16 protein-coding genes and 1 pseudogene are annotated in these 26,095 nt (G+C 65.2%); 9 read left to right on the top strand and 8 right to left on the bottom strand.

Features of this window, described 5'->3' with window-relative positions; all coding sequences use genetic code 11:
• Window positions 1–10: 10 nt before the first annotated feature.
• The 6 genes from NBV68_RS00975 to manD form a co-directional block, all read right to left on the bottom strand.
• Window positions 11–1,003, bottom strand: a complete 993-nt coding sequence (locus tag NBV68_RS00975) for a DUF2891 domain-containing protein (protein ID WP_296306497.1) — start codon at window positions 1,001–1,003, stop codon at window positions 11–13.
• Window positions 994–1,944 carry a DUF979 domain-containing protein gene (locus tag NBV68_RS00980; protein WP_296306499.1) on the bottom strand — a complete coding sequence of 317 codons (951 nt, stop codon included), beginning with the start codon at window positions 1,942–1,944 and terminating at the stop codon, window positions 994–996. The genes NBV68_RS00975 and NBV68_RS00980 overlap by 10 nt, the downstream gene beginning before the upstream one ends.
• Window positions 1,941–2,612: a DUF969 domain-containing protein gene (locus NBV68_RS00985; protein WP_296306501.1), complete on the bottom strand. Its 672-nt coding sequence runs from the start codon at window positions 2,610–2,612 to the stop codon at window positions 1,941–1,943. The genes NBV68_RS00980 and NBV68_RS00985 overlap by 4 nt, the downstream gene beginning before the upstream one ends.
• Window positions 2,609–6,178, bottom strand: a complete 3,570-nt coding sequence (locus tag NBV68_RS00990) for a hydantoinase B/oxoprolinase family protein (RefSeq protein ID WP_296306502.1) — start codon at window positions 6,176–6,178, stop codon at window positions 2,609–2,611. The genes NBV68_RS00985 and NBV68_RS00990 overlap by 4 nt, the downstream gene beginning before the upstream one ends.
• 51 nt (window positions 6,179–6,229) lie before the next feature.
• Entirely contained in the window at window positions 6,230–7,411 is a 1,182-nt protein-coding gene (locus NBV68_RS00995) for an acyl-CoA dehydrogenase family protein (RefSeq protein ID WP_296306504.1), read from the bottom strand.
• 133 nt (window positions 7,412–7,544) lie between these two features.
• Window positions 7,545–8,753: a D-mannonate dehydratase ManD gene (gene manD / locus NBV68_RS01000; protein WP_296306505.1), complete on the bottom strand. Its 1,209-nt coding sequence runs from the start codon at window positions 8,751–8,753 to the stop codon at window positions 7,545–7,547.
• Window positions 8,754–8,883: 130 nt separating this feature from the next.
• On the opposite strand from manD, the gene uxaC reads away from it, so the two are divergent.
• The 3 genes from uxaC to NBV68_RS01015 all read left to right on the top strand — a co-directional run bounded on the left by uxaC (window position 8,884) and on the right by NBV68_RS01015 (window position 12,489).
• Window positions 8,884–10,302 carry a glucuronate isomerase gene (uxaC, locus tag NBV68_RS01005; RefSeq protein WP_296306523.1) on the top strand — a complete coding sequence of 473 codons (1,419 nt, stop codon included), beginning with the start codon at window positions 8,884–8,886 and terminating at the stop codon, window positions 10,300–10,302.
• The gene (locus NBV68_RS01010; protein WP_296306506.1) at window positions 10,299–11,699 is read left to right on the top strand and encodes a mannitol dehydrogenase family protein; all 1,401 of its coding nucleotides are present in this window, start codon (window positions 10,299–10,301) and stop codon (window positions 11,697–11,699) included. Before uxaC ends, NBV68_RS01010 begins: the two co-directional genes overlap by 4 nt.
• Window positions 11,700–11,967: 268 nt before the next feature.
• Window positions 11,968–12,489 carry a GNAT family N-acetyltransferase gene (locus tag NBV68_RS01015; RefSeq protein WP_296306507.1) on the top strand — a complete coding sequence of 174 codons (522 nt, stop codon included), beginning with the start codon at window positions 11,968–11,970 and terminating at the stop codon, window positions 12,487–12,489.
• A 64-nt stretch (window positions 12,490–12,553) separates the two neighbouring features.
• Here the strand turns inward: NBV68_RS01015 and NBV68_RS01020 are convergent, their stop codons facing one another.
• Entirely contained in the window at window positions 12,554–15,304 is a 2,751-nt protein-coding gene (locus NBV68_RS01020; RefSeq protein WP_296306508.1) for a TonB-dependent receptor, read from the bottom strand.
• Window positions 15,305–15,447: 143 nt separating this feature from the next.
• Here NBV68_RS01020 and NBV68_RS01025 point away from each other — a divergent pair, with 143 nt between their 5' ends.
• The 4 genes from NBV68_RS01025 to NBV68_RS01040 all read left to right on the top strand — a co-directional run bounded on the left by NBV68_RS01025 (window position 15,448) and on the right by NBV68_RS01040 (window position 22,564).
• The gene (locus NBV68_RS01025; RefSeq protein ID WP_366067227.1) at window positions 15,448–16,410 is read left to right on the top strand and encodes a sulfite exporter TauE/SafE family protein; all 963 of its coding nucleotides are present in this window, start codon (window positions 15,448–15,450) and stop codon (window positions 16,408–16,410) included.
• Window positions 16,411–16,442: 32 nt separating this feature from the next.
• Window positions 16,443–17,570 carry a histidinol-phosphate transaminase gene (locus tag NBV68_RS01030; RefSeq protein WP_296306509.1) on the top strand — a complete coding sequence of 376 codons (1,128 nt, stop codon included), beginning with the start codon at window positions 16,443–16,445 and terminating at the stop codon, window positions 17,568–17,570.
• 667 nt (window positions 17,571–18,237) lie between these two features.
• Entirely contained in the window at window positions 18,238–22,200 is a 3,963-nt protein-coding gene (locus NBV68_RS01035; RefSeq protein ID WP_296306525.1) for a PAS domain S-box protein, read from the top strand.
• Window positions 22,193–22,564: a response regulator gene (locus tag NBV68_RS01040; RefSeq protein ID WP_296306510.1), complete on the top strand. Its 372-nt coding sequence runs from the start codon at window positions 22,193–22,195 to the stop codon at window positions 22,562–22,564. Before NBV68_RS01035 ends, NBV68_RS01040 begins: the two co-directional genes overlap by 8 nt.
• 118 nt (window positions 22,565–22,682) lie before the next feature.
• On the opposite strand, the pseudogene NBV68_RS01045 reads toward NBV68_RS01040, so the two are convergent.
• A pseudogene (locus NBV68_RS01045) lies at window positions 22,683–23,740 on the bottom strand (prolyl oligopeptidase family serine peptidase); the annotation flags it as partial.
• Window positions 23,741–23,937: 197 nt separating this feature from the next.
• On the opposite strand from NBV68_RS01045, the gene NBV68_RS01050 reads away from it, so the two are divergent.
• Together NBV68_RS01050 and NBV68_RS01055 are read left to right on the top strand one after the other, a co-directional pair.
• Window positions 23,938–24,528, top strand: coding sequence for a response regulator (locus tag NBV68_RS01050; RefSeq protein WP_296306511.1), 591 nt, complete (start codon window positions 23,938–23,940; stop codon window positions 24,526–24,528).
• Window positions 24,525–26,090 (top strand): ATP-binding protein, encoded by a 1,566-nt coding sequence (locus NBV68_RS01055; RefSeq protein WP_296306512.1) that lies wholly within the window; start codon window positions 24,525–24,527, stop codon window positions 26,088–26,090. The genes NBV68_RS01050 and NBV68_RS01055 overlap by 4 nt, the downstream gene beginning before the upstream one ends.
• Window positions 26,091–26,095 lie beyond the last annotated feature (5 nt).

The following is a 26,095-nucleotide window of genomic DNA, read 5'->3' on the forward strand; positions in this document are numbered from 1 at the left end:
TCAGAGGGCGTCAAGCACCTTCGGGCAGCAGCGCGAGCAGGGCAAAGCTCGCCAGCCAGTGTTCGCCCATGTAGTCGCCCGCGACATGGGGCAGCGCGGCGGCAAGGTGGTCGCGGGCAAGGCATTGCAGCGGGTCGGCAGAGTCGGTGCGGCCGAGCGCGCTGGCAATTTCGCGCAGGCACCATGCGCGGCTGAGGTTGAGGCCGTCGAGATGGGCGATCTTGCCGTCCGAACGGTCGGAGACAGTGACGGGGCGGCATTCGCGCTCCAGCCAGCCATTGTTCTCCACCAGATGCTTGAACCACGCCTCGAAGGCGAGCGGGTGCCAGACCTCCGCCATCAGCAGCGCGGCGGTGAGGACGGGGGAGAGAAATTCGTCGCCCCCCGGCTCCCATCCGTCATAATCGCGGCGGTGCGCGAAGGTGCGGATCGCCCAGTCGTCGATCAGCACCACCAGTTCCGAATCGCGATACAACGCCCAGCGCCGCGCCAGTACCAGCGCGAAGGCGGTGTTGAAGTGGGTGCCGGTGGTGATCGGGTAGGTGAGGATGGCGAGGTAATCCCGCAGCCGCGCGGCAAAGGCCCTTGCCAGCGGCCTCAGCCGCTCCTCCCATGGGTGATCATCGTGATGCATGGCCTCCTCGTGGAGATACAGAAGCCAGGCCCAGCCATAGGGCCGCTCGAACCCGCGTGCCGAGGGGCGTTCGAGGTAGGCGAGTTCCACCGCCAGCTTTTCTTCGGTGAAGGTTGCCTGCGCCAGCGCCGTGATCTCGGCCGCTTCCGGCATGGCGGGGTAGAGCCGCCGCAGCGTCAGCAGCGTCCACCAGCCGTGGACGCAGGAATGCCAGTCGAAGCTGCCGAAGAACACCGGGTGGGCCTCCTGCGGCAGGCGCAGGTCTTCAGGGCCGGTGAAGACGTGGTCGTCCTTGTAGGGGAAGGCCCGCGCCACATGGCCCAGCGCGACGCGGGAGAAGCGGCGGGCGGTGTCCTCGGTCAGTTCCACAGCAGGAAGGCTCCCACGTAGATGATGATGACGTTGCACACCCACAGGGGCACGGCCGTGCCGACCTGCTGGCGGATCACCGCGTTCTGGTCTTTCAGTTCGAGCAGCGCGGCCGGCACGATGTTGAAGTTCGCCGCCATCGGCGTGAGCAGCGTGCCGCAGAAGCCGGCCAGCATGCCGACCGCGCCGATCACCGCCGGATCGCCGCCATAGGTCTCGATCAGCAGCGGAATGCCGATCGCGGTCGCCATAACCGGGAAGGCGGCAAAGGCATTGCCCATGATCATCGTGAACAGCGCCATGCCGGCGGCGAAGACGACCACGGTGAGGAACACGCTGCCCTCGGGGATCACCCCGCGCGCGCCCCCGCCGATGATGTCGCCCACTCCGGCCAATGCGAAAATCGCCCCCAGCGCCGCGAGCATCTGCGGCAGGATCGCCGCCCAGCCGATGGAGTCGATCAGCCGCCGCCCTTCCTCGGCCGGGGCCATCAGCGGGGGGCGGAGCCACGCACAAGCGCCCGCCAGCGCGGCGACGACGCCGATGCCGAACAGGATCAGCGTCTCGCGCCGCGCCTCGAACAGCCCGGTCTCGCCCAGCGGGGTATAATTGTAGAGCAGCGTCCCCGCGACCGCCGTCAGCGGCACGACCAGCGCGGGGAGGAACAGGCGGTTGCCGAGCCGCGCCGCGTGTGCCTCGCGCGCCTGCGGCGAGGTGGTCGGCGGATCGCTGCGCTTGAGGCCGCCCAGCCCTGCAATCGCCACCATCGCCAGCACCAGCCCGCCGTTCGCCAAATCCGAGAGGTGGCTGCCGAGCAGGAAACTCACCGCCAGCAGCGCCCAGAAGGCGGCATTGCCCCAGCGCCCGTCCTTCGCCGACAGCGCCGCCCACACAGCGAAGGCCGCACCTGCAAAAAGATAGAGCCATTCGTAGGTAATCACTTGGCACCCCTCCCCAGCCGCCGGTCGAAGGCGAGCACGCGCCACGAGTGGATCGCGAAAGCGAACAGCGCGGTCGGGATCGCCCAGACCGACAGTTCCAGCGGCGTGAGCGGATAGCCCGCCGCCTCGAACACGCCCTGAATCAGCAGGATCGAGGCGATGGCGAAGAAGATGTCCTCGCCGAAGAACAGCCCGACATTGTCGGTCGCGGCGGCCATCGCCTTGACCTCGTCACGCGCGTCTCCGGACAAGTCGCCGTGGGTCTTCACCGCCGCCGCCTCGGCCATCGGCGCGACCAGCGGGCGGACGGCTTGCGGGTGGCCGCCGATGTCCTTCATTCCCAGCGCCGAGGCGATCTGGCGGAAGGCGAGATAGGCGACCAGCAGCCTGCCCATCGTCGCCCCGCGCATCCCCTCGATAAGGCTGCGGGCGCGTTGCTGGAGGCCGTAACGCTCCAAGAGGCCGATCACCGGCAGGATGATCCAGGTGACCGAGATATAGCGGTTGTCGTTGAAGGCCTTGCCCAGCGCCTCGATCACCGCGACGAGATCGAGCCCGGCCAGCACCCCGGTCGCCAGCGCGGCGCTCACCACCACCAGCAGCGGGTTGAAGCGAAGGGCAAAGCCGAGAACGACGATGGCGATGCCCGCCAGCGGCCAGTAGTTCATGTGTCTCCCTCTCCGAAACCCCCGCCCCCGGGCGTCAGGATCACGATTGTGTCGCCCGGTTGCATTTCGGCCGATCCGGTCGCGCCCAATTCCTCGCGGGTGCCGTCGGCGCGTTCGATCCAATTGCGCCCAGCTAGCGCATCGCGTCCGCCCGCCAGCCCTCGCGGAGCCACCTTGCGGCGGTTCGCCAGCATATTGGCGCGCATCGGTTCGAGGAAAGTGACGCGCCGCACCACCCCGTCGCCGCCGCGCTGCCGCCCCTCGCCCCCGGAGCCGCGGCGGATGCCGAACTCATCCAGCCGCACCGGCAGTCGGGTTTCGAGGATTTCGGGATCGGTGAGGCGGCTGTTGGTCATATGGGTCTGCACCGCGCTGGTGCCGGGATGATCCGGCCCCGCGCCCGAGCCGCCGCAGATCGTCTCGTAATATTGGTGGCACTCGTTGCCGAAGGTGAAGTTGTTCATCGTGCCCTGCGAGGGCGCGAGCCTTCGGCAAGCGGCGAACAGCGCATCGGTGACGACCTGCGAGGTCTCGACATTCCCCGCCACCACCGCCGCGCCGGGACGTGGGTTCAGCATCGAGCCTTCGGGCACGATCAGCGTCACCGGCCTGAGGCACCCGTCATTCATCGGGATGGCATCGTCGATCAGCGTGCGCAGCACATAGAGCGCGGCGGCGCGGGTGATGGAGCGGGGAGCGTTGAAGTTGTCAGGCAATTGGTCGCTGGTTCCGGTGAAGTCGAACACCGCCGAGCGGCTCTCGCGATCAATGCGGATCGCCACCTTCACCGCCGCGCCATTGTCCATCGGATAGGCGAAGCTTCCGCCCTCCAACCCGCCGAGCAGCCGCCGCACGCTTTCCTCGGCATTGGCGAGGACATGGCCCATATAGGCGGCGAGCACCTCGGCCCCGTGCTCGCGCGCTGCGCCCGCAAGCAACTCCGCCCCGCGCGTGCAGGCGGCAAGCTGGGCGCGCAGGTCGGAGAGGTTGCGGTCGGGATTGCGCGCGGGATAATCCGCCGCCGCCAGCACGGCGCGCAACTCGGCCTCCTGAAAGCGGCCTGCGTCGACCATCAGCTGGTTGTCGATCAGCACGCCTTCCTCGGCGATGGTGCGGCTTTCGGGGGGCATGGAGCCGGGCGCGATGCCGCCGATATCCGCATGATGACCGCGCGCGGCGACGAAGGCGTCGGGCTCCCCGCCCTCCACGCCGTAAAAAACCGGCACGATCACCGTGATGTCGGGCAGGTGCGTCCCACCGCGATAGGGATCGTTGAGGACATAGGCATCGCCGCACCGGAACCCGCGTCCGTCGCGGCCTCCGCCTCTGGCCTCAATGACGCGCGCAATGCTGTCGCCCATGCTCCCCAGATGCACCGGAATATGCGGCGCATTGGCGATCAGCGCGCCTTGCCGGTCAAACAGCGCGCAGGAGAAATCGAGCCGCTCCTTGATGTTCACCGAGGTCGCGGTGGATTGCAGCACCACGCCCATTTCCTCGGCGATCGCCATGAAGAGGTTGTTGAAGATCTCGAGCCGCACCGGATCGGCCGCGGTGCCCGCTGCGCGTGTTCGGGCGAGCGGGGCGGTGCGGGTGAGGATCAGGCTGCCCTCGTGCGCCAGCTGCGCCTGCCAGCCTTCCTCGACCACGGTGGTCGAGCCGGGGTCGATGATCAGGTGCGGCCCGGCAACGGCATCGCCTTTCGTCATCGCGGTGCGCGCCATCACCGGCCAATCGCTGGGCAGAAGCGCGGCCGCTTGGGCCGTCGTTTCGGGAATGCCGACCGTCGCCGCAATCCCGCCCGCCTGCCCCAGCGCCTCGACGCTCAGCGCCTCGACGATGATCGCTGCGTCAGGATCGGAATAGCCGAAGCGCTGGCGGTGGAGTGCGCGGAAAGCGGCGTCCATCGTCGCGGGCGCGTCGCAGGGGATCGCCAGCAGGCTGTCGCTCCCGGCAAAGCGCAGGCGGGCGGCAGGTGCGAGGCGGATCGCTTCGGGGGCGATGCCCTGCGCCAGCAGATCGGCCCGCGCCTTCGCTGCCAATGCGGCGAGTTCACCTGCGAAACTCTCGCCCAGCGGGCGCATCAGGGTGACCTCGCGGATCGCCTTTACGGGTGCGAGGCCGATGCCATAGGCCGAGAGCATCCCGGCGAGCGGGTGCACCAGCACCGTCTCCATCCCCAGCGCGTCCGCAACCCGGCAGGCATGTTGCCCGCCCGCCCCGCCGAAGCAGGCCAGCGCATAGGTCGTCACATCATGCCCGCGCGCCACCGAAATTTTTCGAATGGCCGCTGCCATGTTGTGGACCGCGATGGCGAGGAAGCCCTCGGCGATTTCCTCCAGCGGGCGCGGTTCGGGCAAGGCTGCCGCGACCTCCTCGAGCCGCGCGCGGGCCGCCTCGGGGTCGAGCGGCAGGTCGCCTTCAGGGCCGAACACGGCGGGGAAGAACGCGGGGTCGATCCGCCCCAAGAACAGGTTGCAGTCGGTCACCGTCAGCGGGCCGCCCTTGCGGTAGCAGGCGGGGCCAGGGTCCGCGCCCGCGCTCTCCGGGCCGACGCGGAAGCGCGCGCCATCGAAGCGGCAGATCGAGCCGCCGCCAGCCGCCACCGTGTGGATCTGCATCATCGGCGCGGCGACCCTGACGCCCGCCACCACGCTGTCGCCGGTCAGCTCGACCTCGCCCGCGTAATGCGCGACATCGGTGCTGGTGCCGCCCATGTCGAAGCCGATCAGACGAGTTTGGCCGAGCGGCTCGCAGGCCGCGACCATCCCGACCACGCCCCCCGCCGGCCCCGAGAGTATCGCATCCTTCCCCCGGAACGCGCCCACCTCGGCCAGCCCGCCGTTCGATTGCATGAAGGCAAGGCGCCCTGTCGGCGGCAAGCTCGCGGCGAGCCGGTCGGTGTAGCGGCGCAGCACGGGCGAGAGATAGGCGTCGACCACGGTCGTGTCCCCGCGCGGGATCAGCCGAATCAGCGGGGCGACCTCGTGGCTGACACTGACCTGCGCGAACCCCTGCCCGCGCGCGATCTGCGCGAGGCGCGCTTCGTGGTCGCGGTGCTGCCAGCCATGCATCAGCACTATGGCGAGCGCGTCGAAGCCCTCATCACGAAGCCGAGTGAAGGCGGCGCGAGCGGCGTCCTCATCGAGCGGGCGCAACACCGTTCCGTCCACCGCGACGCGCTCCTCGATCTCCACCACCCGCGCAGGCAGCTGTTCGGGCAGCACGATATGGCGCGCGAAGATGTGCGGGCGCGCCTGCGTGCCGATCCTGAGGGCATCGGCAAAGCCGCACGTGATCGCCAGCGCGAGCCGTTCGCCCTTGCGTTCAAGCAAGGCATTGGTGGCGACCGTGGTGCCGATCCTGAGCTCCGCAATCGGCCCCTCACCATGCTCTGCCATCAGCCGCCGCACCGCCTCGCTCGCGGCGTCGGCATAGTGGCTGGGGTTCTCGGAGAGCAGCTTGGCGGTCACCAGCCGGCCATCGGGCGTGGTGGCGACGACATCGGTGAAGGTCCCGCCGCGATCGACCGCGAAGCGCCAGGCTGGAGGATAGAGCGCACTCATGCGGCTCCTGTGTTGTCCAGCGCGCGCGACAAAGCAACCGCGCGAATGGCGCTATTGCGCCGCCTTCCAGTCGCGCCGCAGCTTCTTGGCGAGGCTCCACTTGTGCACCTCGGTCGGCCCGTCATAGATGCGGAAGGCGCGGATTTCGCGGAACATCGTCTCGACGATGGTCTTGTCGGTGACGCCGGTGCCGCCCATCACCTGCACGCACTTGTCCGCCACCCGCATCAGCGCCTCGGACACGGCGACCTTGGTCATCGAGCTTTCGGCCGTGCCCAGCGATCCGGTGTCGAGTACGCCCGCGCACCAGTCGATCATCAGCTCGCATTGCTGCAAGTCGATCATGTTCTCGGCGAGCATGAAGCCCACGCCCTCGTGGTCGATCAGCGGTTTGCCGAAGGCCATGCGGCGGTTGGCATAGTCGACCGCGATCTCCTGCGCGCGGATGCACCCGCCGAGCCAGCGCATGCAATGCGAGAGGCGCGCCGGGGAGAGACGGATCTGCGCATATTTGAACCCCTCGCCCGCATCGCCCAGCATCTGGTCGGCGGGCACCCGCAGGTCGTCGATGGTGATCTCGGCATGGCTGCCTGGCATCGAGCTGTCGATGGTGTTGGGCACGCCCGTGATCTGAATGGCAGGATCGGGCAGGTCGACCAGGAACATGCAGGCCCCACCGTGGCTGTCCGGATCCTCGGACTTTGCCATCACGATCCCGACCTTCGCGCCTTCTGCCCCGGTAATGAAGCACTTCTTGCCGTTGATGACCCAGTGATTGCCGTCCTTGCGGCAGGTGGTGATCATCATCGAGGGGTCCGCGCCTGCGCCGTTCAATTCGGCCGGCTCGGTCATGAAGAAGGCCGAGCGCGCATGGCCCGAGACCAGCGGCGTCAGGAAGCGCTCCTTCAAGTCGGGGCTGCCGACCCTGCCGATGAGATACATGTTGCCCTCGTCGGGGGCCTGGGTGTTGCAGGCCAGCATCCCCAGCGGCGTCAGGCCGGACTTGATGAGGATCACCGCGGTCTCGCGCTGGTTGAAATGGCTGCCGTCGGGGCGGATATGCGGGGTCAGCACCCCCGCGGCGCGGGCGAGTTCGCGCATTTCCATGACGAGTTCGTCGGTCGGCGCACCGTGATGGTCGCGGCGCGGGTCCTGTTCGTAGGCGAAGATTGTCCCGCGCACGAAGGCCTCTACCCGCGCAGCCATTTCCAGCGCTTCGTTGCTGATCGTCATGGCGCGATACTCCCCTCTTGCCTTGTTGCGGTGTCCCATGCGGGCTGGCGAGCACCATGCCAAGGCCGGGGGCCATGCGCGCCTAGTGAATTGGGGGCGGAAGGCCCGCTCCGGCCCCGCCGTCAGACTGCGCCTACCAACTCCACATCGTCCCGTCCTCCAGCCGGGCGACCGGCAGATAGGCGGGCTTGTAGGGGTATTTGGCGGCCAGTGCCTCGTCGATGTCGACGCCGTGGCCGGGGGCCTCGCCGCAATACATCATGCCCGCTTCGAAGCGGTAGTCATGGGGGAAGACCGCGTCGGTTTCTGCGGTGTGGCGCATGTATTCCTGAATGCCGAAATTGGGCACCCAGGTATCGAAGTGCAGCGCGCAGCCCATCGTCACGGGCGACAGGTCGGTCGCTCCGTGGCAGCCGGTGCGCACCTGATAGAGGCTGGCGAGATCGGCGATGCGGCGCAGGTGCGTCAGCCCCCCTGCCCCCACCACGGTGCAACGGATATAGTCGATCAGCTGGTTCTGGATCAGATCCTTGCAGTCCCAGATGGTATTGAAGATTTCCCCCACGGCCAGCGGCGTGGTGGTGTGCTGGCGCACCAGCCTGAAGGCTTCCTGATTTTCGGCAGGGGTGCAATCTTCCAGCCAGAACAGCTGATAGGGCTCCAGCATCTTGCCAAGGCTTGCCGCCTCCTGCGGGGTGTAGCGATGGTGCCCGTCGTGCAGCAGGTGGTGATCGAAGCCGTAGGTCTTGCGCAGTGCCTCGAACAGTTTGGGCACATAGTTCAGCGCCTTCCTCGTATCCCAGCCGGTCTCGGAGGGAAGGCTGGCATCGGCCGGTTCGTAGTAAAGCTTGCCGCGCCCCACGCCGTAAGCACCCTTGATCCCCGGCACGCCGGTCTGGGCGCGGATCGCCTTGTAGCCCATGTCGATATAATGCCCGACCGCTTCGACCGTTGCCGCGATATCGCTGCCGTTGGCGTGGCCATAGACCATCACCGCATCGCGACTGCGCCCGCCGAGCAATTGGTAGAGCGGCATCCCCGCCAGCTTGGCCTTGATATCCCACAGCGCCATGTCGACCGCCGCGATCGCGCGCATCGTCACCGGGCCGCGCCGCCAATAGGCGCCCTTGTAGAGATACTGCCAGATATCCTCAATCGCCTGCGGGTCCTTCCCGATCAGGCAAGGGATCACGTGGTCTTCCAGATAGGACACCACCGAAAGTTCGCGCCCGTTCAGCGTCGCATCCCCGATCCCGTAGACGCCGTGATCGGTGACGATCTTGAGCGTCACGAAATTCCGGCCCGGGCAGGTCACGATCACCTTGGCAGCTGCAATCTTCATCCGCGCGCTCCTTGCTACGGCAATGCCGCGAAGTGATAGCCGATCTGCCCGCAATACCAATGCAGAAACCGGTGTCATAGCGCACGCCTGCGTGGCAATGATCAGCCACGAATCAATCCCGGAGCCGATGATGACGCCTGCCCTCAACCTCCACCCGGACCGCCTGCTGCCGGTCGATCCGGCAACGCGCGACATCGCTCGGTCGCTCTATCGGGCCGTCAAGGACCTGCCGATCATCAGCCCGCACGGGCACACCGATCCGGCCTGGTTCGCCACCGACGCCCCGTTCGAGAATGCCACTGCGCTGCTGCTCCAGCCCGATCACTATGTTTTCCGGATGCTCTACAGCCAGGGCATCCCCTTGGAGGCGCTGGGGATCGCGCCGGTCGGCGGCAGCGCCGCCCCCGGGATCGACCCGCGCGAAGCATGGCGAATCCTTGCCGCCAATTACCACCTGTTCCGCGGCACGCCGTCGCGCATGTGGCTCGATTGGGTGTTTGCCGAGGCCTTCAGGCTCGAGGTGCAGCTCAACGCCGCGACGGCCGACCTCTATTACGACCACATCACCGCCGCGCTCGCCACCCCCGCCTTCGCCCCGCGCGCGCTGTTCGAGCGCTACGGGATCGAGGTGCTCACCACCACCGAGAGCCCGCTCGACACGCTCGAACACCATCATGCGATCGCAACCTCGGGCTGGCAGGGCCGCGTGCTGACCGCCTATCGCCCCGACCCGGTGGTGGACCCCGAGTTCGAGGGGTTCCGCGACAATCTCGCCGCCTTCGCCGTGCTGACAGGGAAGGACACGTTCAGCTGGGATGGATACCTCGCCGCGCACCGCCAGCGCCGCGCCTTCTTCGCCGCGCATGGCGCGACTTCGAGCGATCACGGCCATCCGACCGCGCTCACCGCCGACCTTGCCCCGCACGCGGCCGAGGCGCTGTTTGCCCGCGTGATCCGCGCGGACGTATCGGCGACTGACGCCGAGCTGTTCCGCGCCCAGATGCTCACCGAGATGGCCGGGATGAGCGCCGAGGACGGCCTCGTCATGCAGATCCACCCCGGGGCCTTTCGCAACCACAACCCGGCGATCTTCGCGCGCTTCGGGCGCGACAAGGGCGCGGACATGCCGAGCCGCACCGATTACGTCCACGCGCTGCGCCCCCTGCTGGCGAAGCACGGCAACAATCCGGCGCTGACGATCATCGTCTTCACCCTGGACGAGAGCGTCTATGCCCGCGAGCTTGCCCCGCTCGCCGGGCATTATCCGGCGCTGAAGCTCGGCCCGGCATGGTGGTTCCACGACAGCCCCGAAGGCATGCGCCGCTTCCGCCACGCGACGACCGAGACGGCGGGCTTCTACAACACGGTCGGCTTCAACGACGATACCCGCGCCTTCCTGTCGATCCCCGCGCGCCACGACGTCGCGCGGCGGATCGACTGCGGGTTCCTCGCCGAGCTGGTCGCCGAGCACCGGATGGAGGATTGGGAGGCGGCCGAGCTGGCGCAGGACCTCACCTATAACCTCGCCAAGGCGGCTTACCGGCTGTGAGACTGTCGCAGGCTACGCTTGGCGGGCTGGCGGCGCATGTCGCTCGCCCGGACTACGACTGGCAGGCGCAGCGCGCCGGGATCTTTCATTTCGGCATCGGCGCTTTCACCCGCGCGCATCAGGCCGCCTTTACCGATGCGGCGATGGCCGCAGGCGACCGCGACTGGCGGATCACCGGGGTCTCGCTGCGCTCGGGCGATGTGGCAGCGCAGCTTGGTCCGCAAGACGGGCTCTACACCCTGACCGAACGCGCGGGCGACACGGCGCGCACCCGGCTGATCGGGGCAATCGACCGGGTGATCGTCGCGCAGCAAGACCCGCAAGCCGTGATCGCCGCCATCGCGCACGCGGACACCCGGATCGCGAGCTTCACCGTGACCGAGAAAGGCTATGTCCGCGCCGCAGACGGTTCGCTCGATTGGAGTGACCCCGCATTGGCGGCGGAGCTTGCCGGTGGCGGCGCACCGCGCACCATCTATGGCTACCTTGCCGCAGGCCTCGCGCGGCGGCGGGATGCGGGGCTGCCGGGCCTCACCCTGCTGTGCTGCGACAACCTTGCCGACAACGGCCGCCAGCTCTCCGCGCTGATGACCGCCTATCTGGAGCGTACCGACCCGGCGCTGGCCGACTGGTTCGCGCGCGAATGCCGCTGCCCTTCGACCATGGTCGACCGGATCGTGCCGGCCATGACCGACGCGACCCGCGCCTGGGTGGCAGGGCAGATCGGCATGGCTGATGAAGGCGCGATCCTCACCGAGACCTTCACCCAGTGGGTGATCGAGGACGATTTCGCCGGCCCGCGCCCGCGCTGGGAGGCGGTGGGCGCGCAATTCGTCGGCGACGTGCGCGCTTTCGAGGCGGCCAAGTTGCGGATGCTCAACGGCGCGCATTCCGCGCTCGCCTATCTCGGGCTCGAGCGCGGGCATGATTTCGTGCATCAGGCGGTGGCCGACCCGGTGATCCGGCCCCTTGTGGAGACTATCATGCGCGAGGAGGCCGCCGCCACGCTCGATCCCGCCAGCGGCATTGATGCCGCCGCCTATGCAGGCCAGCTGCTGACACGCTTTGCCGACAGCGCGCTCGATCACCGGCTGATGCAGATCGCGATGGACGGATCGCAGAAGATCCCGCAGCGCTGGCTGGAGCCGCTGGCGATCAACCAGCAGGCGGGCAGGATGTGCCCGGCAACGCTCGAAGCGCTCGCCGCGTGGTGCCGCCATGTGCGTGGGGCTGCCCGTCCGGTCGATGATCCGAGGGCGGAGCAGCTCGCCGCGCTGTGGCAGGCGCAGGGTGCGGCGGGCATTGGGGCCGCGCTGTTCGGCCAAGGCGGACTGTTCGCCGCGACATGGGTCGCATCCCCTGCCGACCTGGCCTTTCTCGACCGGCGCCTCGCCTGAAACAGGCGGGGCGGATGGTGGCAGGTGGTCAGTTGGAGCGCCCGGAGGGGCCGCTCCGCCCCGCCCGGCTCGCCTTGTGAGCGGTGCAATTGCCATGACACGCACCGCGAGCGCGAAAAGGAGGGCTGATCGCATAGCAGAGGAGGCTATTGATGGCCGCCACCTGGCGTGTTTATTGGCTGGGCAATCGGCGATACCATGGACTCACGCCGAATTTTTCGTCGGCTTCTTCCGCCATTCGGCAACTTCAGCAGCGTGAAACGACGGTATGAATGTAATTGTCCGTATTGCCACTGATGATGACCTGTCTGCGATTGCGGCGATCATCGAACGCGCCGTTGACCGCCTGCAGGGCGACTATCTTTCGCGATCGGAGATCGAGGCAAGCCGGCGGTTCATGGGGGTCGACACGCAGCTCGTGCGCGATGCGACCTATTTTTGCGCTGTGGTCGATGACCGAATTGCCGGATGCGGCGGGTGGAGCTGGCGGCGGACGCTGTTTGGCGGGGATGACGCGGGCGACCTCATCGATCCCGCGCCGCTTGATCCGGCCTGCGAGCCTGCGCGGATCAGGGCGATGTACACCCATCCCGACTATGTCCGGCGCGGGATCGGCATGGCGATCCTCACCGCCGCCGAGGACGCGGCGCGCGCTGCCGGTTTCCGCGAGATCGACCTGATGAGCACGCTGGCGGGCGAACCGCTCTACCGCCGCTGCGGCTATCACCCCATCGCAGAGCGGGTCCATTATGCCGATGTGCCGCTGATCCCGATGCGCAAGCGGCTGTAAGAGGCTGCGCAATCAAAAGACGCGGGGTCAGCCAATGCCGACCCCGCGCCCGTGATGGTGCGGCTCAGAAGCTTGCGGTGACCCGCGCGTACCAGAACCCGCCAAGCCAGCCGATCGGGGAATTGTCGTTGTAGATCGACCCGTTCGCCGCCCCGCCGGTTCCGGCGAAGATGTTGCGGGTCTCACGTTCGGGCAGGGTGTCGAACAGGTTTTGTGCCCCGACCGCGATGCGGTATTTTTCAGCGAAGGTCACGCCCACTTCGATGTCGAAAGCCACCTGCGCGTCGAACGTCTTGGTGAAGGGTACCGGGTAGAGCGCCTGCGCCTCGGCCTGCGTATTGATGCCGCCTGCGGTCGGCGTAGGGCCGATGCCGCTGGTGATCGGATCGAAGTAGCTGGTGAAGCTGCCGTAGTAGTTCACCCGCGCGAGCGCATCGAAGATCCCTTGCGTGTAGTTGGTGGAAAGCACCGCACGCCAGCGCGGCACCGATTCCTCGATATTGCCGACGCGCACGTCATCAACCGGCTGGAAGTTCGACAGCACCCGCCCGCTCGCCAGCGTGCCGTTGATGACCTTGCGGTCGGTCACCTCGGTCGTGTTGTAGTTCACCGCCAGGCTCGTGGCGAACCGCCCGAAATCGGTATCGGCATCATGCGAGACAACCACGTCGAACCCTTGCGTGCGGGTGTCGAAGGCATTGGTGAAGTACCGCACCGCGCCAAGCTCCGCGGCTTCGGCGACGCCCTGCGCGAGCAGGAATTGCGCGTCGGTCTGGCCGTTCGGGTTGACCACGTTGGGGTTGATCTGGCCGGACAGGCCGATCCGGTCGGTGACCTTGATGTTGTAGTAATCGATCGTGATATCGAAGCCGCCGCCGGGCTGGACGACCAACCCGCCCGAGAAACTGACCGAATTTTCCGGCGTGAGCGGTTCGGCGAGATAGAACTGGCCAATCTCGCTATCGGGGCGCGCCACAAGGGTGCCGAGCGGCGTCGTCGAACCGAAGGGGAAGCCGGTGGTCAGGTTCTGCGTGAATTGCTGGCCGGGCGTCGGCGCGCGGAAGCCGGTCGAGGCCGTGCCGCGCAGCGCGATGGCATCGGTGATTTCATAGCGCACGGAGAACTTGCCGTTGAAGGTGTCCCCGAAGTCGTCGAAATAGTCATAGCGCGCAGCGATACCCACATCGAGCCCGGCGACCGGCGTCGCTTCGACGTCGACGTAGCCCGAATAGTTGTTTCGCCCGCCCTCGATCACCGAGGCCGGTCCGAAGCCTTGGAAACCGTTGGAGCCCGGCAGGGCGACCTGCGTGCGCACGAAGGTCGGGGCCGAGGCGCCCGGGGTCGAACACGGCACAGGTGCGGCGTTGAGGGTGCACTGGAACAGGCGCTGCGAGGCATAGGGGCCGATCTGCCAAGAGGGCGTGTCGCCCAGCCCGACCTCGAAGGCCTCACGCCGCACTTCCACACCCCAGGCAATGAACAGCGGCTCGGCAAAGCCGATTTCGACTTCGGTGTTGAAGTCACCGTTGAAGTTGAATTCGCGCTGGGCGAACTTGCCCATGTAGAATTCGGTCGGCGTGTTGGGCCCGAGCGAGGCGTTGATCGTGTCGCTCATGAAATAGCGCACCTGGTTGACGCCGTACATCAACGAGAAGTCGTAATTGATGCCCGACGTTTCGCCCTTGAAACCACCGACGATGCCGATGTCTTCGTTGGTCTGTTCGAAGAAGGGGATGAAGCCGTTGCTCAATTCCGGGAAGCGATTGTCGTTGAAGATGTCGAAGGTCGCCCCGTTGAGATCCCACTGCGGGCGACCCTGCGCGTCGAAACCGATCTGGGTGAGATAGTTGATGGGCACGGCGCGGCCGGTGGAACCGGTGCCGGGGCGGCCGGGGATCGGCAGGTGGGTGACGGTACGCGGCGAGCGGTAGTTGAAGTCGTTGCCCTGGCGCTGCCAGCCGTAATTGGCGAAGGCGTAGAAGAGCGTGTCGCCCGCCGGGATCTCGGTGTTGATGGTGGCACGATAAGCGCGGTTTTCAGGCCCGCCGAGGCGGTTGCCGGTCGGCCGGTCGGGGGTGATGCCGAGCACCGCGAGCGGCGCGATCGCGGGACGTTCGACCGAACGGTCGAAAACGTTCTGGTCGATGAACTCGAAGGTTGTGTTGAAGAACCCGCCATCGTCACCAAGCTCGGCTCCGTAGAAGGCGGTGAGCTGCGTGTCCTGGCCATCGCCCTGATAGGACTGGCCGTAGCGTGCGGTGACCTCGTAGCCGGTGTCGCGGCGCAGGCCGATGTTGATCACGCCGGCGATCGCGTCCGAACCATATTGCGCGGCCGCGCCATCGCGCAGCACTTCGACCCGGCCGACAGCGGCGCTGGAAATCTGCGAGAGATCCGCGCCCTGTGCCCCGGCGTTCAGCGCGCCGCCCTGAAGCTGCACCAGCGCCGAGCGGTGCACGCGCTTGCCGTTGAGCAGCACGAGAATCTGGTCGGACGGCAGACCGCGCAGCGTCGGCGGACGGATGAATGCCGACGCATCGCCGAGCAGGTTGCGCTGCTGGTTGAACGAGGGAACCAGCGTTTGCAAAATCGTTTGCAGCTGCGGCGCTGGCTGTGCCTTGAAGTCATCGGCAGAGAAGACATCGACCGGCGCCGAGCTTTCCAGCACGGTACGGTCCGTCCGGCGTGTGCCGGTGACAACAATCGCCTGCTCGGAAGGGCTTGCCGCCGCGTCCGATTCGGACGCTTGCTGCTGGGCCAAAACAGGCGATGCGGGGACGAAGTACGACGCAAGGAGAAGGTAACGAAGACGCATGAAGAGGGCCCCTTTTCTTTATTATTGCACCGCAACAATAACACGGGACGGTCTCCAAGCTGCAATAAATTGAGGGTTCTTGGGTGGTTAAATGACGTAGTATTTCTGATTTGTGCCCCAATTTGACGGAATGTTTCTCTTGAGTGCAGCCTTCAAGAACATTTATACCAATTTTAGATAATATTAGTACATTCTGCGCTGCCTTTGCGCCTTTTTGTATCGCGGGCAACTTGTGCGGCGCAACAAATCGCTTGGCGAATCCGGCAGTCGGACTATCACTGCCGACCGTGATCGATCTGTATGAACTTCTATTCGCCGTCCCGGCCTTGTTGCTGGCGGGCGCTGCTGCGGGCTTTGCAGGCGGCCTGTTCGGAATCGGCGGCGGCTTTATTGTCGTACCCGCGCTGATCTTCCTACTGCCGCTCTTGGGTGTCGTGCCGCAGGAGATTGCGCATGTGGCGGTCGGCACCTCGCTGGCTTCGATCATCTTCACATCGCTGCGTTCCACACAAAGCCATGCCAGACGCGATGCGGTCGATTTCGACCTGCTGCGCAGCTGGGCCTTGTGGGTGGTGCTGGGGACGGCGGTCGGCACGCTGGTGGCTGGCATGATTTCGAGCCGCCAGTTGGCGCTGATCTTCGGCATGGGTGTGCTGGGCTTTGCGGTCTATTTCCTGCTGCCCGCGCGCAAAGGGGAACCCCTGTTTTCCGGCCTCCCCACCGGGCTGCCACGCGCCGGCATTGCCAGTGCGCTGGGGGCCTTTTCGACCTTGCTGGGGATTGGCGGCGGCACCGTGACCACCGTAACGATGACGGTGTGCGGTGCCCCGATCCACCGGGCCATCGGCACAGCGGCCGGGATGGGCGCGATCATCGCCCTGCCGTCCACCATCGGCTTCATGGTCATCGGCTTTGGCGCAGAGGGCATCGGCTGGGGATCGCTGGGCTATGTCAACCTGCCCGCCGCTGCTGCCCTGATCGCGACATCGGTGCTGTTCGCGCCGCACGGCGTGACTGCCGCCCACCATCTTCCCGCCGCCGTCTTGCGCGCGTTCTTTGGCCTGTATCTCGCATTTATCGGACTGGTGATGATCACCCGCTTTTGATGGTTTCAATGCACAACACAAGGAATAGCCCCATGCCGACAACACGCCGTTCATTTCTCGCAGGAGCCGGGGTCGCCGGCGGCCTGAGCGCCCTTCCGCTTTCGGGCCTCAGCGCGGCCACCGCAGCTGCCGCCGAACCCGATTTCGGGCCGAAGATCGGTCAAGCTTTGCTGAGCCGCAACGAAAACCCCTATGGCCCCGCACCGAGCGCTCTGCGGGCCATCAGCGAAACGGCCAAGATGGGCTGCTATTACAATGATCGCGGCCATGCCAAGCTGACAGCGATGATTGCCGAGCGCTTCGGGGTCTCCGCGACCCAGGTCGTCATCGGCGAAGGTTCAACCGAAGTGCTGTGCGCTGCCGCGCTGGCGTGGGGGCGCAAGGGCGCAATTCTGTGCCCCGATCTGTTCTGGGATACGACCGTCCTTTATGGCGAGCGCCAGGGCGTGAAGGCGATCCGCGTGCCGATGTCAGCGGATATGGGCGTTGATCTGACTGCGATGGCAGCGGCGGTCGATGACCGGATTGCGATGGTGCAGATCTGCAACCCCAACAACCCAACCGGCATCCTGATCCCGCCGAGCGATCTCAAGGCCTTCGTCACCAAGACCGCCCCCAAGGCCACCGTCCTGGTGGACGAGGCCTATAACGAGCTGACCGACCGGCCCGAAGACAACTCGATGATCGATCTGGTGCGCGCAGGGGCCGATGTGATCGTGTGCCGCACCTTCTCCAAAATTTACGGGATGGCGGGCCTGCGGGTCGGCTATGCCATCACCAGCGAGAAAAACGCGGCTCTGATCCGCTCGCACCAGATGAGCTTTGGCGGCAATCTTGGCGGCCTTGCTGCGGCCATTGCCAGCTTCAATGACACGCCCTTCCTCGAACAATCGCGCGCAGCGGTGCTGGAAGGGCGGCAGATGATCGTCGATGCGGTCAGCAAGGCCGGCCTGAAAGCGCTGCCATCGCAGACCAACTTCGTGTTCGTGATGGTTCCCGACGCCAATGCCTTGCGCGACGCCATGGCGGCACGCGGAATTGCGATCCGCGGGGCCTATGGCAGCCTCAACGGCTATTCGCGGGTCAGCACCGGCAAGCTCGAAGATGTCGCGCGCTATGCCGCGGCCTTGCCCGAACTCTCCGCGAAATTGTGGGCTTAGTCCCGTTCACGGCGAATCTGGCGGCATTCTGGAACGCGTTGGAACAAGGGCTGGGCCGGTTGACCGGATGCCCTCGGACGGGAAATCACTCCGGTATACTTGCGGATTGAAGTAACGGTTCTGGTGTCGGCCTGCGCCTGACTCGCAGCGCCGGGGGGCGGGGCTGCCAGATATCGCCCATGCATTCGGACAGGTTCGGGGGGCTTTAGAGGTGAACTTTGGGCCACCCCGAACCTGCCTCCTGTTTGCGTTTCGGCTCGCCCGCCTGTTGGTATCGCGAATGTCCGCCCTGGGGTCGCTTGCAGAAGGTCGGCTTTTGGGAAACTAATCGGCGAGCGGCCATCAGAAGCCAGTGTCCGGCAACGTCAGCTGCCGCCCCAGAGACGGTCGTTCACTATCACTGCATTGACCGTCTGGTTCCCCCACAGGCTGACATTTGGCTTTGCTCGAGTGGAGATTAGGGTCGAGCGGTAGTTTTTCCGCATCACCGCGGCAGAAGCAATGGGCTGCGTAGCTCGGCCCATAGGGCTCTCGAAGGGACGCTAGACCATCTGCCATGAGCGTAACCATGGAAGACCGCAGGCGGTTGCCAGTCGAATGAGCTTGCAGCCCATTAACATGCATTGGCGCGCCTACGCTTGAGATCTGTAGGATCTGAGCCGTGCAAATGGCCGATCATGGGATGAGTCGTTCTGCGAGTTGGCCGTTCGCGCAAGGCGAAATGGCCGCGCGCATCCGTGATCATGATTGGGGGGCCACCTCATTAGGGTCAGCTGACTGCTGGCCGCAATCGCTGCGCACGGCTGTGGACCTGATGCTCGACCTGCCCGCTGCGGCGATGATCCTTTGGGGACCGGAGCACGTCCAGATCTATAATGATGCCTATATCGCCATCGCTCGTGACCGGCACCCTGGCCTGCTCGGCTGCCCCGTCGCAACAGGTTGGGCGGACGCCTACGACCCGGTGATCGCGCCGCTTCTGGAAAGTGCTCTCGCCGGACGGGCGACCAGGCTGACCGACTTCGTGGCGTCTCTCGCTGGACCGGACGGGCCAGAGGATCGGGTGTTCGACTCCGACTGGTCGCCGTTGCGCGACGAAACCGGAGCGGTCGCGGGCGCGCTCGAGATATTGGTCGAGGTAACCAGCCGGCACAAGGCCGAGGCTGTGCAGCGGGACAGCCAGGTCCGTCAGGCGTTCCTGCTGAAGCTCTCCGACGCTGTCCGGCCGCTCGTGGCTCCTGTCGAAATACAGGCCGAGACCACGCGCCTGCTGCGCGAGCATCTGAATGCGGGCTGGGCCTACTACGTTGATTGGGATCTGGACGGTAAGCACGGTCTGGTGCTCCGCGACAGCGTGAGAGAGGGGCTTCCTTCGTTTGCCGGCGCCCATGATGTGTCTGACGCGCGAGGCTTCCTCGAACTCCTGACCGGCGGCGCGACGCGGACGGTGAGCGATTTCGCCAACTACGAACAGCTGCCCCGGCGTATCCGCCAGAGATTTGGCGGCTTGGGTCTTCGGTCGATGATGATGGCGCCCCTCGTCAAGCAGGGCCGTCTGATCGCCACCTTGTTCGTCGGCGACACGCAGATCCGGGAATGGTCCGAAAGCGAAGCGTCACTTCTCGTCGAAGTCGCCGAGCGCACCTGGGCCGCAATCGAGCGCGGGCGCGCCGAGGCGGCTGTGCGCCAGAGCGAACAGCAACTGCGAGACGTCCTCGATTCGATGTCGGAGGGTTTCGCGCTCTTCGATCCCGACTTCACCATCCGCGATGTCAATGCGGAGACGGTCCGGCTCGACGGGCGCGGGCGCGAGGCACTGATCGGGCGCAACCATTGGGAGGTCTTCCCGGGCACCGAGCACTCGCCGCTCGGGGAACTCTACAAGCAGGTCATGCGCGACCGCGTGCCGCGGGACATCGAGTACGCACACGAGTGGCCCGACGGCAAAACGACGTGGGTGGAAGCGCGGGTTTACCCGACCACGCACGGCCGGATCGCCTGTCAATGGCAGGACATCACCAGCCGCAGGCAAGCCAGAACGGCGCTGCACGATAGCGAGGAGCGCTTCCGCTCCCTTTTCGCGTCGTCACCCACATCGTTCCTGATCCTCGATATCGACGCGCCGTTCTTTACCATAATCGACGTAAACGACGCCTATCTGGCCGCCACCATGCGGACGCGGGACGACCTGATCGGACGCAGTCTGTTCGAAGCATTCCCCGACAATCCGGATGAATCCGACCCCGTCGGCGTGCGCACTCTGCGCGGCTCACTCGAAACCGTGCTGGCCACGCGCCGGGCAGACACCTTGCCCGATCTGAAATACGACGTCGCGCGGCCCGACGGATCATTCGAGCAACGGTGGTGGAGCCCCATCAACGCGCCGCTGCTCAGCGCGACTGGGGAGGTGACGGCCATCATCCACCACGTCAAGAACGTGACCGAACAATATCGCGCCCAAGAGGCACTGCGCCAGAGCGAAGAGCAGTTCCGCCGCTCCGTCCTTGACGCGCCAATTCCGGTCATCATGCACGCCGAGGATGGCGAGGTTTTGCAGATCAGCCGGTCTTGGACGGAGTTGACCGGCTATACGATCGAGGACAGCGAAGTAATCCAGGGCTGGCTAACCCGGGCCTATGGCTACGGCGGCGAAAGCGTGCGCGACGCGATGAAGGAGCCTTTTGCGCCGCAGGAGGCCGAGCGGCCGATACGCGGTGTCGTGTTCCCAATTACCACCAGGCAGGGCGAGCAGAGGCATTGGTCGTTCAGTGCCTCGTCACCGGGCACGCTGGGCGACGGGCGGCGGTTCGTGATCGGCATGGCCGAAGACATAACCGAACGCTCGCAAGCCGAGGCGGCTCTGGTCGAGAGCGAAGCACTGTTCCGGACCCTGACAGAGGCGATCGAGGACGTCTTCTATGTCCGCGATCTGGACGCTGAACGGCTGGATTACCTGAGCCCTGCCTATGAAGCGGTCTGGGGCCGGCCCGTGGCGCGGCTTATGGACGATCTGACCCGCTTCATTGACGCCATCCACCCCGACGACCGGGCCGCCGTCCGAGCCGATCTGGCGCGGCAGGCGCGGGGCGAGGCCGTACATTCGGAGTACCGCATCATTCGCCCTGACGGCGAGGTGCGCTGGATTTTGGACCGCTGCTTCCCCATGCCCGATGGAGGCCGCCGATTATCGGCGGGCGTCGCCTCAGACATTACCGAGCGCAAGATGGTTGAATCAGCCCTGCGCTCCAGTGAGGAACGGCTGCGCCTCGTGGTCGAGGGCGCACGCGACTACGCCATCTTCACCATCGATCCGGAGGGACGCGTCGTCGACTGGTATAGCGGGGCCGAACGGGTGTTCGGCTATTCGGCCGACGAGATTCGAGGGTATGGTGCAGAGTGCCTGTATACGCCCGAGGATCGCGCGCGCGGTGAGGACAGCAAGGAGCTTGCCCAAGCCTGCGAGACCGGCAGCGCGCCGAACATCCGCTGGCATCCGCGCAAGGACGGAGGCCGCGTCTTCATTGAGGGCCACATCGTTGCACTGCGCGCCTCGGACGGCACGCTGAGGGGCTATCTCAAGATCGGACAGGATGTCACCGAGGCCAAGCGGGTGCAGCGGGCTTTGACCGAGAGCGAGGAACGGCTGCGCACGCTTACCGAAGGGATCCCGCAGCTCGTCTGGCGATCGGGCAAAGAGGGCCACTGGACTTGGTCAAGTCCGCAATGGCAGGCGTTTACGGGCCAAAACCTCAAAGCAAGCCTTGACCTTGGTTGGCTCGACGCTCTGCACCCCGATGATCGTGATGCTGCCATGCGGGCGTGGCGCAAAGCCGTGCCGGCCGACGGGGTCGACGTGGAATACAGGGTGCGCCGGAACACCGACGGTGCCTACATCTGGCACCATACGCGCGCAGTGCCGGTGCGCGACCGGGATGGCCGGATCGCCGAGTGGCTGGGCACGACAACCGACGTTCAGGAACTCAAGGAGATGCAGGAGCGCCAGGCCGTGCTCGTCGCTGAACTCCAGCACCGGACGCAAAATCTGATGGCCGTGGTGCGCTCGATTTCGGAGAAGATCGCGCGTTCAAGCACCGACCTTGCAGATTTCCGTACCCGTTTCCGCGAGCGGCTCGAAGCACTGTCACGCGTGCAGGGTCTGCTATCCCGGCTGCAGGAGCACGATCGGGTAACCTTCGACAAGCTGGTCCAGACCGAACTGGCAGCCATGGGCTCAAGCGACCGAATAACGCTTGAGGGACCATCCGGCATTCGCCTGCGGTCATCGTCCGTGCAGACGCTGGCGCTGGTCTTGCACGAACTTGCGACCAATGCCGTAAAGTATGGCGCGCTCGGACAAGCAGATGCGCGTCTTGCCGTTACGTGGTGGCTCGTCCCGTCCCATGAGAGCGGCAGGCCGTGGCTGCACATCGACTGGCGCGAGAGTGGTGTCGTCATGCCGACCGCCGCTGAGTTCTCCGCGCGCGGAACCGGTCAGGGCCGCGAGCTGATCGAGAATGCCCCGGCATACCAGCTCGGCGGCACGACATCATTCGCGCTCGGACCGGACGGTGTACACTGCACCATGGCGGTTCCTGTTTCCTTCGACACCGTGAAAGAGAAACATGATTGATCGTACACTTCGCGACTGCCGCATTCTGGTCGTCGAGGACGAATACTTGCTGGCTGACGAGCTCCAAACCGACCTTGCAGATGCCGCAGCGATTGTTATCGGCCCTCTCGGCACGCTCGATCAGGCGTTTGAATTGATAAAGGCCGGAGGAAAGATCGACGGCGCAATTCTTGACGTCAACCTGTGCGGTGAGTTGGTCTATCCGGCCGCGGATCTGCTTTTGGAGCGAGCGGTGCCATTCGTGTTCGCGACAGGCTATGACGATTCTGTAATTCCGAGCCGGTTCGCGGGGGTTGCTCGCTGCCCTAAGCCCGTGAACATCAGGCAAATCACGCAGGCACTCGGGCGCGATGCGGACAAATAAGCGCTCCGCCGACGTTGAGCGACATGCATCTGTCGATACCAGCTGCATTTAATTTCGAAGATCGCTGAAGCTCGGCCCACCTTTATCGTGTCCTGTGCACTGCTCAGCCAAGCAGGCGCTATTGCACCTGCTTGACCGTCAGCCCCGTCCACTTCGCCGCAAATGCCCAGAGATCGGCAGTTTCGGCGATGACTTTGTCGGTTGGCTTGCCCGAGCCATGGCCTGCGAGCGTCTCGATACGGACGAGGCGGGGACGCGCGCCGATGTCGACGGCCTGCAAGGCCCCCGCGTATTAGAAGGTATAGCCGGGCACGACCCGGTCGTCAGTGTCCGCAGTGGTCGCTAGGATCGCCGGGTAGCGCTGTCCCGCCCGGATGTTGTGATAGGGCGAATAGGCATAGAGATTGCGGAAATCGGCCTCCTTGGAAGGGGCGCCGTAATCGACCACCCAAAAGCGTCCGGACGTGAACCTGTCGAAGCGCAGCATGTCCATGACGCCGAGCGCCGGCAGGGCGGCTGCGAACAGGTCCGGACGCTGATTCGTGACCGCGCCGACCAGCAGTCCGCCATTGGAACCGCCCTGGATCGCCAGCTGGTCCTGGCCCGTGATGCCCTCGGCGATCAGGAATTCGCCCGCGGCAATGAAATCATCAAAGCCGTTCTGCTTGTTGCCCAGCCGGTGAAAATAGACCTCATGGTTGAGGTAGGACGCCTGGAATTGCTGTCCTGCGGCAGGCTTCGGAAACCGGGAGTAATAAAACCCCGCGCCATCCTTGGCCCAGGCGACAACAGGGAAGCGGTCGCCTGTGATGCCCACTCGACAGTGTCGTCCAGAACCACGCCATTGTCCACATCGAGCACCTTGAGAGTGCGCCAGTCGGAGCCGCCGTCCTGAATGCTGTAGAGCATCCTTTTGCCGTCAGGGCTCGGCTCCCATTCGGCAAGCGCCGTCGCCCCGTCGCCCGACCACTGGTTGGGATCGATCAGCACACGGCTCTCGCCTGCGAGGCTGTCGCGCACGTACAGCACAGACTGGTTCTGCAACCCCGAATTGCGCCGGTAGAAATACCGCCCGCCCGCGCTCTGCGGCACCCCGACCCGCTCGAAATCGTACAGGGCCTTGAGATGCGAGGAGAAGATCGCACGGCCCGGCAGGGTTTCGAGATAGGCATCCGTCTTTCGAACGGCGCATGCTCCTGGCCATGCGGGCACGAGTTAAGAACCCTGCCGTGCGATCGGACCAGTAGTCTAACACCAGTAATGGCACTGAGTGCCATTCGGGTGCTCACCCTTCCGGATATCGGGCAATGCGCTGCCGGGCTTTTGCACCGGAGCGCGATCTTGGATCAAAAATGCTGCACGGAACCGTTTATGTGATCGACGATGACGCCGAGCTGCGCTCGTCGATGTTCGCCCTGTTACGTGCCTACAATGCCGAGGTGCGGGTGTTTAGGCAGGCGGAAGATTTTCTTGATGTGCTTTCGTCGCTCGAGCCCGGCTGTGTGATCGTCGACATCTGCATGCAGCCGATGTCGGGGCTCGACCTGATCCGCGAAATGAACCGGAGGGATTGCTTCTGGCCGATCGCGGCGATCACCGGGCACGGCGACATTCCGACCGCGGTCGAGGCGGTGAAGCTTGGGGCGATCGAGTTTCTGCAGAAGCCGTGGGCCGAGAGCGAACTAGTCGAGATATTGCAGGAAGGCTTTCGCCTGTTGCCCGAACGGATCGATCGTTCTCGCCAGGCCCGCGCTGCTCGCAAAGTCTTGTCGAAGCTCAGCCGGAGAGAGCGAGAAGTCTTTGACGGCGTGGCCAACGGCAGGACGACCAAGGAGATTGCTATGGCTCTGAAGCTCAGCCCGAGAACCGTCGAATCCTACCGGGTGCAGGTCATGGCCAAGACAGGAGCGGAGCGGGTGCAGGATCTATGGGCCCTGCACGCCATGCTGCCGAGCAAGACGTGACCATTGTCTTGCCTGGCACGCGCGGAGAGTGGATCCAGCGACAGGATTGGTCCGATCATGCATTTGGCCCGCTGGACCAATGGCCGATCGCCCTGCGGCTGCTGCTTGCATCGATTTTCCGGTCCAACTCCCCAAAGCTTCTGTTTTGGGGCGACGACCATGTCGCTTTCTACAACGATGCCTTTGCTGCCTTGTCTGCGGATCTCGGGATCGCCGAGCTTGGCCAGCCGTTCTGCCGGTTCGGCAAGGACATCTGGCAGCCGCTCGAACACCCCCTCGAACGGGCGATGCTCGGCGCGAGCTTCCAATCAGCACGGGTCCGGTTCGATGGGGCCGACGATCAGCTTCGCCGCTGTCTCCACCTGAGCCTGACCCCGATGTTCGATCCGGATGAACGCCCTGCCGGGGTGCTTGTCGACGCGCAGAATTGCGCGCATGCCGGGCACACGACCGACGGGATGCTGCTGGAGCACAGCAGTCTTCAGGTTCTGCTTGCTGAAGCGCCAATCTTTGTCGCCTACGGGACGGGTTCGGATTTCAAGATCGAATTCGCGAACAAGGCGTTTCAGGAATTGTTCGGAACCGCGCAGGACGAAGCGCCTACGCCGCCCGGCTCCCCGCCCGTTCCGGAATGGGACCAGTTCCAGCAAACCATCCAGCGCTGCTATTCGTCCGAGATCGCCTGCTCGGTCGAACGAGCAAAGTTCGAAAGCCGGGAGCCGCAAGGCAGCGCCGCAACCCACCGCTACGCCGATTTTCACTGTAATCCGATCAAGGGCGCAGACGGGAAAATCGCCGGTGTGCTTTGCACTGGCATCGACGTCACGGAGAAGGTTCTCGCGCAGAAAGAAAGCGACCGTCTCAGGCATCAGGTGCTTCACGCATCACGCATCAATGCGATGGGCACGATGGCGATGACGCTGGCCCATGAACTGAACCAGCCGCTGGCGGCGGCAATCAATTTTGCCGGGGCTTCCAGAAAGCTGATCGCGTCTGAGGAAGCAGAAACACGCGCGCGCGGTGAGGCCATGCTTGGTCGCACGATCGACCAAGTCTACCGCGCGGGCGAAATCATCAGGCGAATGCGTTCCATCATCCGCTCGGGAGCGGCGAACCGTCAGCCAATATGCGTGGACGAAGCTGCAATCCACGCATGGCAATTGTTGGCGACCGAAACCGCCGACTTCACCTTCGACAGCGATATTGCCGAGGATGCACGGCTGGTTCTGGCTGACGCTATCCAGCTCGAGCAGATCCTGATCAATTTGTTTCGCAATGCGATTGCTGCGTCCCAGGACGCAGTGTGCAAGCGGATCGAACTGAGTGCGCAAAGGGCCGGTTCAGGCACAATCCGCCTGCGGGTCCGCGATTATGGCTGCGGCCTTCCGGAAACGGCGGCGGATGATTTCCTGTCCACCGACGACTCGAGGAACCCGGAAGGACTTGGTGTCGGCTTGTTGCTCGCACGCACCCTGGCGAGCGCCAATGGGGGGAGCTTGCATGCCTTCAACGCCAAAGACGCAGGTGCCGTCTTCGACATCACGTTGGAGGCCGCAGATTGAAATGC

The organism is Erythrobacter sp., from assembly GCF_023653175.1.
In the GTDB taxonomy this organism is placed as follows: Bacteria; Pseudomonadota; Alphaproteobacteria; order Sphingomonadales; family Sphingomonadaceae; genus Erythrobacter.